Raw genomic sequence first — 13,219 nt, 5'->3', positions numbered from 1 at the left:
GTCAACTCCGCTCGATTGCGACTTCGCCGGTCGTTATATCTACACGGCTGCGCAAATAGAGTTCCAAGGGCATCGGTTGCGCCCACATGACGGCACGGATGTCATATTCAACATGCATTTCACCCGAGCCCTTTTCAGAACGCAAATCCACTGCAACTGAACCCTTAACGATCCGTGGCTCAAAAACCTCGATGGAGTCGGAAATCGAACGCTGAATACGTTGCGCTTGCCGCAATGTGGAAAAGGCGCCCGACGTCTCGCGAATGCCATAGTTGAGGACAGATTTCGACGCGTGCGGGTAAACGTCTTCATCGATAAGATCGGACTGATCAGTGGTGTTAAGAAGCAAGGACAAATCGCGCTGGATGATTTCCCTAAGCCTTCCGACGTCGATCACACGCGCGTCGCGCCCCTCTTTTTGCTGGTCCGGCGCATCGTCCGTCAGCCGATCAAGAAGCGAAGGCTGCAGGCGTTCGGCAAGGGTCTTCTCAGCCATCTCCTGCCGTTTCCCCGGCCTCGGTGGCCACGTTCAGTACCAGTTCGCGCACATCCAACAAGGCGACATCGGATTGATCTGTTGTCAGCAGACGCTGACCCACGCCCACAAATGTATCAAAGCCCGCATCCATCCAACTTGTCGCCCGCGCCAAACGTGCTGCATCATCACCCTGCTGGGTTGTACCGGGATACCGTGTCGGGATCAGCGCAGCGACTTCTCCGCCGCTGGCGACAGTCAATGTGCACGCCGTCCAGACGGCATCGCGCAGATCACTGGGGGCTTCGATCTCTAACCGGGCGATTTGTGAAAACGGGAGCCAGAAATAACGACCGTTTACAATAACTTCCAGAACCGGACCCAGACGCATATCTGCATCAGCGATCCATTCAAATGCCTCACCGTTGACAGTTCCCGAAGTTGCAGGGGCTGCATCAAAGGCTTTCGCCCGCATTTCGGCAGCTTGCTCGAAATTACCTCCGGCCGTCAGTTTCTGCGCTTCGATCAGGTGGGCCAGCCACTCTTCGGGCTCGCCGAAAACCATGGGTGTCTTTTCGGCTGCAAAGACCTTTTCACGGTACACTTCGCAGATGATCGCCTCGCGGTAGGTCTTGGCCATCATCGTGGCCGCCTCATCCATTTCGGCGCTCAGTTTCAACTGCGTGATTGCGCGTTTCCAGTCGCCCATAACGCACAAAAGCTGAAACAGGAAAATCCGCAGTTTGGCATCTGCGGGATTGGCGCGGATTTTGTCTTGCAGCGCAGTAAGCGTGGCAGTCAGATCGCCTGTTCTTAGATGGTCTTCCGGCGTCATGCGGCCCTCGCGTCGTCAGGATAGTAATTAAAGAGGGCTTGGGCGACATGCGCCGCCAAAGCCCGGATCGTGGTGAAAATCAGCTGACGTCGCCGGTTTCCAGGTTCCACTTGAACTCGTTGCAATCGCTGAGCTTGCCGGTTTTGAAATCGGCGATCTTGTACTTGATCGAGATACCGCGATAGGCGACGGTCCAGTTTTCCGACGGGATCGTTTCCTCACCACCCGTAACCGAGTAGCTGTCCACAATGGCGTCCCGCAGAGTGAAAATCAGATAAGGCTCCATGCCTTTCTTTTCGTCATCGCCCGAACGGCACAGGTGAATGGTCATTTCACCATTGGCTTTGCCCGATGCAGCATAAGTCATCAACTTGGCAGACGCTTTGCTGAGTTCGGTTTGCAGAGAAACCTTGCCGAAGTTTGCATTCGCATAGCCGCGTTGGGTGGTGCCCATGTCGCCCATGTCCAATGTGCGCGAAACTTCCCAGCTGACCTCTTTACAAGCGATCCAGTCAGTGTGCTGTTTTTCGCGGGCTTCACCCGGGAAGTCCATTTTGATAAAGATGTTTTCCATTTTCGTTTCCTTTGGAGATTAGAGATAGCACTGAGTTATTTGAGGTTTGGATCAGCGGCAGTGAAGCACTTCACTCGCCGCCGATCTTTCTCAATTTTAGCCAGCTTTTTCAGACGGTAGCTTGGATACCAGTCGAAGGGATACGGACAGACCTTCCAGCTGGTAATGGGGACGCAAGAAGAACTTGGACGTGTAATATCCAGGGTTTCCTTCCACGTCTTCGACCACAACCTCGGCCGAGGCCAGTGGCTTGCGCGCTTTTTCGGCTTCAGCGGAAATGTCGGCGTTGAAGTCAACATATTGGTTGATCCAGTCCTGCAACCAGCTTTCCATGTCCTGACGGCTTTTGAACGACCCGACTTTGTCGCGCACCATACATTTCAGGTAATGCGCAAAACGGCAGGTCGCGAACAGATACGGCAGGCGCGCGGCAAGGTTTGCGTTGGCGCTTGCATCCGGGTCATCGTACTCCGCAGGCTTGTGCAGCGATTGCGCGCCGATAAACGTCGCCGAGTCGCTGTTCTTACGGTGGATCAGGGGCATCATGCCGTTCTTGGCCAGTTCAGCCTCGCGCCGGTCCGAGATTGCAATCTCGGTCGGGCATTTCATGTCTACGCCGCCATCGTCGGTCGGGAAAGTATGCGCGGGTAGGCCTTCGACCGTACCGCCGCTTTCCACACCGCGAATCCGCGAGCACCAGCCATATTCCTTGAACGACCGGTTGATGTTGACCGCCATGCCATAGGCCGCGTTCACCCAGCTATAGCTGTCGCTGTTGGCACCGCTTGTGTCTTCCTCAAACGCAAATGCCTCGACCGGTTCGGTTTTGGAACCGTAAGGCAAACGCCCCAAGAAGCGCGGCATCGCCAGACCGACATATTTGGAATCCTCGCTTTCCCGCAGGGAGCGCCATGCGGCGTATTCCGGCGTCTGGAAGATCTTGGTCAGATCGCGCGGGTTGGCCAGTTCCGACCAGCTGTCCATCTGGAACAGGCTGGGCTTGGCCCCGGTGATCAGAGGCGCATGGGCTGCGGCAGCAATCTTGGACATCTCGCCCAACAGTTCGATATCCTGTGGGCTGTGGTCGAAATGGTAATCCGCCACCAGCGAGCCATAAGGTTCGCCGCCGAACTGGCCGAATTCTTCTTCATAGAGTTTCTTGAAGATCGGCGACTGATCCCATGCGGTCCCTTTGAATTTGCGCAGGGTCTTGTGCATGTCTTTCTTCGAGATGTTCATCACGCGGATTTTCAGCATCTCGTCGGTTTCGGTGTTGTTCACCAGATAATGCAGGCCGCGCCACGCGCTTTCCATCTGTTGGAATTCTTCGTGGTGCAAGATCAGGTTGACCTGTTCGGTCAGTTTCTTGTCGATCTCGGCAATGATACCTTCGATCGAGCGCAAAGCGTCATCCGAAATCAGGCCGGTATTGGCCAGCGCCTGCTCGGCCAGCGTCTTAACCGCGCTTTCCACAGCGGTTTTCGCCTGATCCGATTTCGGACGGAATTCCTTGGTCAGCAGCGCTTCGAATTCTGAGGATCCAAACGCTGTTGCGCCTTCGGCGGCTTCTACATTGGCTTCTTGATCGGCCATCTTTTATTCCTCCTCGGCAGCGTCGCCGCCCGGTTTGGGCTGGGCTGCAAGTGTTTTCAGCAGGCTGGGGTCCTGCATGATTTTCGAAATCAGATCCTCGGCCCCGGTTTTGCCATCCATGTACGTCATCAGGTTGGACAGCTGCGTCCGCGCATCCAGCAGCTCTTTCAGCGGAGCAACCTTGGCGGCGATAGCAGCGGGACTGAAATCGTCCATGCTTTCGAAAGTGATATCCACCGCCAAATTACCTTCACCGGTCAGCGTGTTCGGCACGGTAAACGCTGCACGCGGCGCCATCGACTTCATCCGGTCATCGAAATTGTCGACGTCGATCTCCAGGAATTTCCGGTCAGCGACGGCAGGCTGTTCCACCTCAGACTTACCGGCCAAATCGCTCATGACGCCCATAACGAAGGGCAGCTGCACCTTTTTCTCGGCTCCGTAAAGCTCCACATCATATTCGATCTGAACCCTCGGAGCCCTGTTCCGGGCTATGAATTTTTGTGAACTGTCAGCCATCTGTTGCTCCTCGATTCATCCGTCAGTTTTTTGTTTCGGTCCCCGCCCAGGCGCTGCCGGGCGCGGATTAAAATCCATCATCATCATCATCTTTCAGGCCACCAATCTGGCGTACTTCGTCCAGGCCTTCCTTGGCCATGTCTTCGATGATCGTAAGAAAGTCGGCATTGACCAAGCGCTTGGCCCGCTCCAGCAAAATGGGAAGCGGGCTGGATGGCTCGCACCGCGCATAGTAGTCCATAATGCGATCCAGCATCCGGGTCACATCGTCGGGCGAATTGATCGCACCACCGCCCGCAGATGCCGGCGCTGCCGCACCACCAGTCGGGGCCGCAGAAGGCGCTGAAACGTTTGCCTCTGCCATGTCATCGGCAGAAACCTCACCAACATCGGCATATTGAGCCAGTGCTTGCTTGATGCTCTTGAGCGCCACAATCAAAGGATCCAGATCGGGGCCTTCGCCTGGCGTCTTGTCCGAGAACACAGCGTCAATCGCGCTGACATCCTCTAGCGCTGACGAAACCGCATCGGCATTTGCAGACAGCACCTCGTCATCGGTGTCTTTGAAGGCTGCAGCAACGCTGTTGGCGTCCGGGATGTCGTCCAGATCGGCGGGCATATTGATCCGACCATCCACAACGTCCAAGTGACGCAGAGTCATGCGCCCAAACATACGGCTGTCCGTCAGACCGGTGCGGCGCAGCGCTTTTACCATGCGATCCGACGAAGCCAGACCACGCACCGCGTTGATCCGCATAGTCGCATCGCCATCATCTTCGTCCAGCTCGGGGTGACATGTCTCCCAGAAATCTTCGAGCAGGGATTTGATATAATTCAGAGAGGTCGCAAATGCAGGCAGGCCCTTGGTGTGCAATACGGCCTCGGCCAGATAAACGGCGGCACGCAGGTCATGGCTTTGCTCCATGATCGCCAGCGCTTTGGACTCGACATCGCCCCAGTCCTGTTCTTCGGCAGCGACGACCTCGTCACCCATTTGCCGTTCTTCGCCGGGCTGCGCAGCTATTTCCAGATCGGTAAACGCCGGATCATATTCCAGGTTTTCGCCGCTCGGCTGGTCTTCGTTTCTGGGCTCCAGATAAGACGATAAATTCATACTCTCCCCAATAACGTGGCGGTTGAGAACCGCTTTTTCGTTTGTTGGCACCGCTTAACGTGATGTTCCCGACTACCAATATGAACTATTTCACAGAGTGACAAAACTTGCACACATTTCACGTTTTAAGCCCAGTCATTGTGTTGAATCAGCCGCACACCCGGCACAAAGTCAAACCTTAAAAATACGTTTTTTTTACGACATTGCTTGGCCGCTACGGTGGGCAACAGCGATTTTTCTTTTGGCTGACGGATTTAGATGTAGCTGCAATGTATTTTTTTCTTCTTGCCTGCGGTTCAATGCTGCAATGATTGCTCAAAGTCGGACGACGCGGTGTTTCGGAACTACGGCGCAAGGCCGCCAATCGGGAATGGGGAGAAGAATGAGAACAAGACTTATTGCAGCCATCGCGCTTTCATGTGCAGCTTTAATGGCGCAGGCGGACGAAAGCAGGCTTTCAATCGAGCTTAACAAATTCGAACCCGGCGAAGCCGGAGGCTGCCGCGCATTTTTCCTTTTTCGCAATCAGACAGACAACAGTTTCGAAGAATTTGAAATGTCGCTCGCGATCCTTGACAAAGATGGGGTGATCGACCGGCTTCTGTCGATTGACGCCGCCCCTCTGCCCGTTCAGCGGACCACTCTGAAACTGTTCGAAATCCCCGAAATTGAGTGCTCGGGTATTTCTGAAATTCTGCTGCACGACCTGCCTGCATGCAAACCGCAGAATTCTGACCCTGTCGATTGCTTCCCGCTTTTGGCGCTGGACAGCAAGACCGCTGCCAATCTGGCGCAATAAGTCATGCCGGGCTTGGAAAACTTGGGCACCGGAGGCCCAATCATCGCCATTCTGGGGCTGCTATCCCTGCTGTCTCTGACCGTAATCGTCGTCAAAGTGATCAAACTGGCCCCTGTCAATTCGGGCGGACCAGTAAGGGACGCAGCTTTTGTTCAATGGTCCACGGGCGAACGGCAAGCAGCGCAGCAGGCTGTCGCCGCGGGCAAATCCCCAGCGGACCGGGTGTGTGCCTACGCGATGCAGGGGCTTATCGACGGCTTCAAAGGCCCCGCCTTAATGGCCGAGCTGACACGGCGCGGCAATTTGGAATTTGCCACAATGAACAGCTGGATTCGCGTGCTGGAATTGATTGCAATGATATCACCCCTGCTGGGTTTGCTGGGTACAGTGACCGGCATGATCCAGTCTTTTCAAGAGCTCGAGCTGGCACAGGGCGCTGCAAATGCCTCGGTTCTGGCAGGTGGTATCTGGCAAGCACTTTTGACGACTGCAGCAGGGTTGGTGGTCGCCATTCCAGCCGCGATTGGGGCTTCACTACTGTCAGGTCGGGCCGAAGCCGGCGCGCAATCCATCGAGAACGCGGTGGGACAACTCATGGTACTGGAGGAGCGCGGCGCGCATTAGGAAGATGTCGATGGACAGCGATCTCAGCCTGAACAGACGCAAGCCAACCCGGCCATTGATCTCGCTGGTGCCGATGATCGACGTCATGTTGATCTTGCTGGTGTTCTTCATGGTTACGTCGACGTATTTGAACCTCGACATGATCCCGGCGCTGGCGCAACGCGACAGCCCCGCACAAGGGACGACCGGAGAGGGCACAGCTGAAACGTTACTGATCCGCATAGGCACGGACGGAGCCCCGTTTCATCAGGGCCAAGCGGTATCTCATGATGATTTGTCCGACCTATTGACCCGACGCCTAAGCCGAGACCCCGGTCTTCAGGTCATCGTGCTGCCTACCGGAGGGGTCAGGCTACAATCTCTTGTATCGGTCATGGATACAGTCACCCAGGCCGGGACAGTGAACATGCGCGTGGTTCGACTGGAGGCTAGCCCGTGAAAATCACCCGCCCTGCCCCACGCCACCACCCCGAAACGATCATTGCCCTGATCGACGTTGTTTTCTTTTTGCTGGTCTTCTTCATGCTGATCGGACGTATGGATGCCACGGCACCCTTTGACGTGGCTCCGCCCGTCGCGGTGACCGGCGCGGACATGCCCGCAGGCGGCATCACAATCTCGGTGGCAGCAGATGGCATAATCGCATTGGACGGTGAGACCGTAGCGCCGGAAGACATCGAGCGTCGCGTTCAGTCGTTGCTGGTGGCCCAACCAGACATTCTGATCCGCATTAATGCGCATCGCGAAGCAACTTTACGATCAATCCTGCCCCGTATTGCTCAGTTTGAGGCTATGGGCGCTCGCGATGTGGTGTTGGTAGTAACCCCTCCGGGATCGCCGCAATGATCCGGGGGACCGTCTTATGGGGTATCGGGCTGGTCGTTTCACTCGCCCTGCATGTCGGAGGCGCCATTGCCCTTATCTGGAGCGTCGAGCCCGAACCGGTTGATGAACAGCCGGTTCCCGAAACACAAATGCAGCTGTCGGCCCACCGGGTAAAACAAAGCGAGGCCGTTGAATCTCAACCAGACTCAGAAACCGCTCAAACCGAGGACGCCTCGGGCGCGCAGCTGGGCCAAAGCACGATCCGACAGTCAACAGCGACTGCAGCTCAGCTTCCTCAGCAGCTGGTTGCAGTGACTATTCCGGAAACCGATGCTTTGTCGGCGTCTGAGGCAAAGCTCGAACCCGCGCAGTTCGTTTCCGCCACATCTCAGCCACTGCAAGCGACAACATTACCCGCTTCGCAGTTGGTCTCTGCCGCGGTACAGGCCAATCCGGTCTCATTGAAGCAACCGCTGGCGCAAGCCGTGCCTCTGGCGCAACCCACTGCGGACGTCTCACAATCCGTGCAACTCCAACCCGTCGTCCTGACACAAACGGTTCCCGACATCCCGCAAACTGCAGCATCCGAGGTGTTTTCCACCTCTGGCGACGGACCGATAGACCCGGTCTCATTGGCCGCGATCCAGAGCTTTATGCAGCCGGAAGATGCCGGAAAATCGGCCGAGAACCTGCGCGACGGGATCGATGGACTTTTGGCGCAAGTCCCCTGCGCACGGCTGCAGGTTCAGTTTCAGCCAGACACAAACACTTTGCAGCTTATTGGACATATCCCCGAGGATGGATTGCGTAACCCGGTTCTGGCCGCCCTTCAGACGCAGATGGGTTCCAACATCCAGGTCGAGGACAAGTTGCGCATCCTGCCGCGCCCGCAATGCGGCGCACTCAGCGGAATAGCCGATATTGGCTTGCCACAATCAACGGACCAGATCACCAATCCACTATTGATTGGGGAAGACGTTCACGCGCGTGCGTTTCGCTATGTGAACGGTCAACAACTGGTTCTTGACCTGACCGGAGCAGACTACGACGCATACGTCTATGTCGACTACTTTGATGCCCAAGGGCAAGTCATCCATTTGCGACCGAATGAATCAACCCCGATGCAGCCGACACTCGCAATGTCCGCATTGCGCGTGGGCGCGGCCGCGCCGGGTGATCCCGGCCTTTTCATCACGATAGGTCCACCCTACGGACAGGAAATCGCCGTCGCCTTTGCTGCGTCAGATCCGCTATACCAAGAGGATCGCCCACTAATCGAACCGGCAGATGCTTACCTTAAGTTCCTCAAATCTCGCGTCGCCGAAGCTCGGGCCGTCAACCCTGACTTCAAAGGAGAGTGGGTCTATTTCTTTATCACCACAGCCGAGCGATAGAGACGCATCAAATCCGTGATCTAAGCAGAAGGACCTGCTCCCTTTACCCCGATGCTAATCCTGAACACTGGAACTTTGGATCTACGCAGACTGTGCCGCTCTGATCTTGGCAACTGTTTGCTGAATATCCAAAATTTTGTTTTCCAATTCCGGGGCATTCAGAGAACCCTCACTGGTCAAGGTATCCTCTACAGCGCGCAGCCAGCAATCGAAGTAAGCCGTTTCCACGGCCCGTGCCGTACCTGCACTGTTGCGCCTTTCCATTTCAGTGATCAGGGCCGAAAGGCGGGATTGGAACGTCGTCCAAGGGAAATGCCCTTGTTGGACCATGGCCACGACAAGAGCAAATATCCGAGTCTGCCATGGAGCAAGGAACAAAGGGCCGTTTTCATCCAGCCCGGGGATCGAGCGGCGGACGTTTTGCAACGCCACGTCATGGGCGTCACACATCGTCAAGATAACTCTCCCAAAGATCAAGACAGACGCAACCATTGGCGTCTGCAGCACTGCCCCACAAATCCTTGGACGAAAATTCAACCGTATAGCAATGCTGAGGATCAGGGCCTTGCCCGCTTGCCATCGAGTCGGCGAACTGAAACACCCCCATATCGGCGATGACCTTCCCGACGTGGTTTCGCACATAACGAGGCACCCTCGTGTGACCAACGGGACTGTTGGCCAGAACGCGCACTGACTGACCGATGGCAAAGCGTGGCGTGGCGGTGGTTGGGGGGAATGTCATCTCGGCCCCTGCCTTGGTGGCCGCCAATATGTCAGCCGGACCGACCGCCGGATGATCACCCTGCGGGATGTCGAACCGTTTCAGACCCGATGCGACTTCCTGCGGGTCGACCAAACCCGCAGCTTGTACCAGCGCAGTCGCGGCCACGGTCCATTTTTCAAAGTAATCCAGCCGCAGGTAATTTGCGGGGGCAATCCGTTCGATTGCCGCGCGGTGTTCATCGGCGCAGAAAGGCACAGACCAAGCCAAAGCCTCGGTCAGCGCAAAAGCGCGCTTTTGCCAATCGTGGTCAAAGGCCCGATCCTGATCGCATGGAACCGGGCCAAACCCGTGCATCCCGCCCATATCATGAATGCCATCCATCCCCTGCCCCTAAACCAAAGCCGTGCCGATCATGCCGTTGCGGGTGACACGATCAGCCAGTTCTGCAGTGGAAAGCCCCTCGGTCCGGTCGGGGCGGCGTGGCAGAACCAGATAGCGGATCTCGGCCGTGCTGTCCCAAACCTTGATCTGCACCTCTTCAGGCAGGCTGACACCAAATTCCGCCAAAACCGCGCGGGGTTCGCGCACCACACGCGACCGGTAGGCGGGGCTTTTGTACCATGTGGGCGGCAGGCCAAGCACCGGCCACGGATAGCAGGAACACAAGGTGCAAACGATGACGTTGTGAACCGCGTCCGTGTTTTCGACCACCCGGATATGTTCGCCCTGGAACCCGCTGAACCCCATCGCATTGATCGCCGCGGACCCGTCGCGCAGTAGCCAGTCTTTATATTCCGGATCCGTCCACGCACGCGCCACTACAGCCGCGCCATTGCGCGGGCCGGTTTCGCGCTCATAATATTCAACGATGCTGTCCAGCGTTTCGGGTTTGACCAACCCCTTGGCCACCATCAGCTCCTCCAGCGCGCGCACGCGCAGGGCGGGGCCTTCTTCCAGAGGATCGTGATCATGGGGCATGGGTCGGTTACTCCATCGCGCCGAGAATACGAGCGAGGTTCGAGAACCGCGCGATCAGGGCGAAAATCACGATATTTATCACCATGAAGATCACCGCAATCGACGCAATAACCGGCGTGTAGCCATAGCGCAGGGCGTTGAAAATCTTGATCGGCAGTGTCTCGACCGAGAAGCCCACGGTCATAAGCGCGATGATGTATTCATTCAGGCTGAGGACAAAGCAGAACGCAAACCCCGCAAAGGCAAAGGGGGCGGCAATCGGCAGGATCACCGTGCGGAAGACAACGGCGTTTGAGGCGCCCATGGTCTGGCTGGCCTCGATCAGCGCGTGATCGACGCTTTCCAACCCCAGAGAGATCGTCACCAAAGGCAGGGCCAGCAGGAAAACCGCATGGGCAATGATGACGTTGATCATCAGCCCGTTCAGCCCAATCCCGGTGAAGAACAACAGGAAGGCCAGCGCCATGATGACGGGCGGCAGGATAAACGGTGCTACCCCAAGCGCCAGCAGCGCCTTGGCATAGCGCAGTCCATAGCGCCACGCGAAATAGGCCACCGGCATCGCGATCAGAACCGAAAGGCTGGCCGAGGCGAAGGCGATGAACAAAGAGTTTTTCAGCGCAGTAAACCAATCATTCGCCACAAAAACCTCGGCATACCAGCGGAAGGAAAAGCCGCGCGGCGGGAAGGCTAGGAACTTTTTGGCGTTGAACGAAACGGCCGCAATCACAAGGATCGGCCCGATCAGATACAGCGCGAACAGCGCCAGATAGATACTGCGCAGCGCCCTCATGTCTTTTTCCCCGAGAATTTCGTGACCAGCCAGATCACCGTCGCGCTGAGAACCAGCAACACCACTGCCAGCGCTGAGGCAAAGGGCATATTGAAATTGAATATCGCCTGATCCGTAATCAGCACTGACAGCGTCCAGTGTTCGGGCTTACCCAGAACCTGCGGCACAATGATGGCTCCCAGCGTCAGCACGAACACCGTCACCCCGCCCGAGATGATCGCAGGCCGCGTAACGGGAATGATCACCGTGAAAAACGTCCGCAAAGGCGAGGCCCCAAGCGTGCGCGATGCCTCGATCAAGCTTTTGTCCAACCGGCTGAGCGCGGGAAACAGCAGCAGGACTGAAAACGGCACGGTCAGATAGACCAGCGCGGCGACTACTGCGCCTGCCGAGGGGGTCATAGCAAAGCTTTTCTCAATCACCCCGATCCAGACAAGTATGTTGGCCACGCCTGCGGTGCGGGACAAAAGGATTTGCCAGCTGAAGGCGATCAGCACTTCGGACAGGGATAGCTGCGCCAGAATGTAGATCAACCAAAAGGTCTGCGAGCGCGGCGGGAACGTGGTCAGGAAATAGGTGAAGGGATACGCTATCAACAGGCTCAGCACCGCGATCAGCGCACACAGACCTGCCGAGAACAGCGCCCGTTCGATGTAGAACCACGTCAGGAACCGTTCAAAATGCTGCAGGTCAAAGCCGGTGGCATAGCCTCCGTCATCGGTTGGCGTGGACACGCTGGTCAGCAAGATCAGGACGAAAGGGATCACAAAAAACGCCCCGATCATCACCGAGGACGGGATCAGCCCGATATAGCGGGAAAGCGCGCTCGATTGCATCTTCTCCCTCCTAAACCGCCAGCACGCTGCAGGCCGCAGCGGGCATTTCAACATGGACCTGATCGCCCACTTTCACATTGGGCCAGTCCTTTGGCGTCAAGACCGAAATCACCTCGTGCCCGGCGCAATCCACCAAAATCTCGATCGTGGCGCCGATATCGCGCACGAATGTCACTGTGCCGGTGACCGAATTGGCCACATCCACATCTGAGGGGTGATGCACGAACACCTCTTCCGGGCGGGTCATCAGAAGAACGTCATCGCCTTGGGCAAAATGACCTGTGTTGCCGCCCACGTTCAGAACGGCCCCGTTCACATGCACGCTGTCAGGCCCTGACATCTTGGCAGGCAGCAGGTTGCTGGTGCCGATGAACCCGGCCACGAATTTGTCGACCGGAGTCTTGTAAATCTCCATCGGGGTGCCGGTCTGCAGCACCTGCGCCTTGCCCATGACCACTATCTGATCGGCCATCGTCATCGCCTCGGTCTGGTCATGGGTGACGACGACGGTAGTGATCCCTAGCTCTTGCTGCAGCTTGCGCAGCTCGATCTGCATGACCTCGCGCAGATTGGCATCCAGCGCTGACATCGGCTCATCCAGCAGGAACACCTGCGGGTTCAGTGCCAAGGCGCGCGCGATAGCCACGCGCTGACGTTGACCCCCCGACAATTGCGAGATCTTGCGATCCTCAAGCCCCGGAAGGTGAACCATATCCAGCAACTGCCGCGCGCGGTCTTCGCATTCCGACCGGGAATGACCCCGAATGCGCATCGCATAGCTGATGTTTTCGCCCACATTCAGATGCGGAAACAGCGCAAAAGACTGAAATACCATGCCGATATTGCGCTGATGTACGGGCACGCCGGTCAGGTCCTGATCCTCGAACCGGATCGTGCCTTGCGTGGGTTCGTCCAGCCCGGCGATCATCCGCAGCAGAGTGGTCTTGCCACAGCCAGACGGGCCCAGAAAACAAATCATCTCGCCGGTATTGAACTGAAGGTTCACATCTTTGACGGCCGTCACGGTACCGAATTTCTTGGTGACGTTTTCGATGCTTAAACCGGGCATAAGGGTCTATTCTTTCAACAAAGGAAGCGGCCCGCCCCACCTGCGCGGGACGGGCCAGTGCCGTGAG

At 56.8% G+C, this 13,219-nt stretch carries 17 protein-coding genes; 5 read left to right on the top strand and 12 right to left on the bottom strand.

All coding sequences use genetic code 11. From position 1 onward, the window contains the following. Position 1: 1 nt before the first annotated feature. The 6 genes from tssE to tssA form a co-directional block, all read right to left on the bottom strand. Positions 2-496, bottom strand: a complete 495-nt coding sequence (gene tssE, locus GOW48_RS19880) for a type VI secretion system baseplate subunit TssE (RefSeq protein ID WP_170755844.1) — start codon at positions 494-496, stop codon at positions 2-4. Further along, entirely contained in the window at positions 489-1,310 is an 822-nt protein-coding gene (locus GOW48_RS19875; protein ID WP_170755843.1) for a type VI secretion system accessory protein TagJ, read from the bottom strand. The genes tssE and GOW48_RS19875 overlap by 8 nt, the downstream gene beginning before the upstream one ends. Positions 1,311-1,389: 79 nt before the next feature. Then, positions 1,390-1,884: an Hcp family type VI secretion system effector gene (locus tag GOW48_RS19870; RefSeq protein WP_170755842.1), complete on the bottom strand. Its 495-nt coding sequence runs from the start codon at positions 1,882-1,884 to the stop codon at positions 1,390-1,392. A gap of 96 nt (positions 1,885-1,980) precedes the next feature. Beyond that, on the bottom strand, positions 1,981-3,477 hold the full coding sequence (tssC, locus tag GOW48_RS19865; RefSeq protein WP_170356374.1) for a type VI secretion system contractile sheath large subunit: 1,497 nt from the start codon (positions 3,475-3,477) through the stop codon (positions 1,981-1,983). A 3-nt stretch (positions 3,478-3,480) separates the two neighbouring features. Continuing rightward, positions 3,481-3,996, bottom strand: coding sequence for a type VI secretion system contractile sheath small subunit (gene tssB / locus GOW48_RS19860; protein WP_170356373.1), 516 nt, complete (start codon positions 3,994-3,996; stop codon positions 3,481-3,483). 67 nt (positions 3,997-4,063) lie between these two features. Further along, on the bottom strand, positions 4,064-5,110 hold the full coding sequence (tssA, locus tag GOW48_RS19855; protein ID WP_170755841.1) for a type VI secretion system protein TssA: 1,047 nt from the start codon (positions 5,108-5,110) through the stop codon (positions 4,064-4,066). A gap of 382 nt (positions 5,111-5,492) precedes the next feature. Between tssA and GOW48_RS19850 the strand changes: the two genes are divergently transcribed. The 5 genes from GOW48_RS19850 to GOW48_RS19830 are packed head-to-tail and all read left to right on the top strand — an operon-like array spanning position 5,493 to position 8,752. After that, positions 5,493-5,909: a hypothetical protein gene (locus GOW48_RS19850; protein ID WP_170755840.1), complete on the top strand. Its 417-nt coding sequence runs from the start codon at positions 5,493-5,495 to the stop codon at positions 5,907-5,909. Positions 5,910-5,912: 3 nt separating this feature from the next. Further along, positions 5,913-6,533: a MotA/TolQ/ExbB proton channel family protein gene (locus GOW48_RS19845; RefSeq protein ID WP_170755839.1), complete on the top strand. Its 621-nt coding sequence runs from the start codon at positions 5,913-5,915 to the stop codon at positions 6,531-6,533. A 10-nt stretch (positions 6,534-6,543) separates the two neighbouring features. Next, positions 6,544-6,972: an ExbD/TolR family protein gene (locus tag GOW48_RS19840; RefSeq protein WP_170755838.1), complete on the top strand. Its 429-nt coding sequence runs from the start codon at positions 6,544-6,546 to the stop codon at positions 6,970-6,972. Continuing rightward, positions 6,969-7,379: an ExbD/TolR family protein gene (locus GOW48_RS19835; RefSeq protein ID WP_170755837.1), complete on the top strand. Its 411-nt coding sequence runs from the start codon at positions 6,969-6,971 to the stop codon at positions 7,377-7,379. Before GOW48_RS19840 ends, GOW48_RS19835 begins: the two co-directional genes overlap by 4 nt. After that, on the top strand, positions 7,376-8,752 hold the full coding sequence (locus GOW48_RS19830; protein ID WP_170755836.1) for a DUF4384 domain-containing protein: 1,377 nt from the start codon (positions 7,376-7,378) through the stop codon (positions 8,750-8,752). The genes GOW48_RS19835 and GOW48_RS19830 overlap by 4 nt, the downstream gene beginning before the upstream one ends. Positions 8,753-8,833: 81 nt before the next feature. On the opposite strand, the gene GOW48_RS19825 is transcribed toward GOW48_RS19830, so the two are convergent. Genes GOW48_RS19825 through GOW48_RS19800 form a run of 6 tightly spaced genes read right to left on the bottom strand, consistent with a single transcriptional unit; the run spans position 8,834 to position 13,152 of the window. Further along, complete coding sequence (locus tag GOW48_RS19825; RefSeq protein ID WP_170768171.1) at positions 8,834-9,202, bottom strand: nitrile hydratase accessory protein; 369 nt, start codon at positions 9,200-9,202, stop codon at positions 8,834-8,836. Next, positions 9,195-9,857, bottom strand: coding sequence for a nitrile hydratase subunit beta (gene nthB / locus GOW48_RS19820; protein ID WP_170755834.1), 663 nt, complete (start codon positions 9,855-9,857; stop codon positions 9,195-9,197). The genes GOW48_RS19825 and nthB overlap by 8 nt, the downstream gene beginning before the upstream one ends. A 9-nt stretch (positions 9,858-9,866) precedes the next feature. Continuing rightward, positions 9,867-10,454, bottom strand: a complete 588-nt coding sequence (gene nthA / locus GOW48_RS19815) for a nitrile hydratase subunit alpha (RefSeq protein WP_170755833.1) — start codon at positions 10,452-10,454, stop codon at positions 9,867-9,869. 7 nt (positions 10,455-10,461) lie between these two features. Continuing rightward, positions 10,462-11,247: an ABC transporter permease gene (locus GOW48_RS19810; RefSeq protein ID WP_170755832.1), complete on the bottom strand. Its 786-nt coding sequence runs from the start codon at positions 11,245-11,247 to the stop codon at positions 10,462-10,464. Next, positions 11,244-12,083 carry an ABC transporter permease gene (locus GOW48_RS19805; protein WP_170755831.1) on the bottom strand — a complete coding sequence of 280 codons (840 nt, stop codon included), beginning with the start codon at positions 12,081-12,083 and terminating at the stop codon, positions 11,244-11,246. Before GOW48_RS19805 ends, GOW48_RS19810 begins: the two co-directional genes overlap by 4 nt. A gap of 10 nt (positions 12,084-12,093) precedes the next feature. Next, entirely contained in the window at positions 12,094-13,152 is a 1,059-nt protein-coding gene (locus GOW48_RS19800; RefSeq protein WP_170755830.1) for an ABC transporter ATP-binding protein, read from the bottom strand. Positions 13,153-13,219: the final 67 nt, after the last annotated feature.

It is taken from the genome of Ruegeria lacuscaerulensis, assembly GCF_013033355.1.
Taxonomy (GTDB): domain Bacteria; phylum Pseudomonadota; class Alphaproteobacteria; order Rhodobacterales; family Rhodobacteraceae; genus Ruegeria; species Ruegeria lacuscaerulensis_A.
The sequence above is the reverse complement of the archived record's forward strand: the minus strand, read 5'-3'. Positions and strand labels throughout refer to the sequence as shown.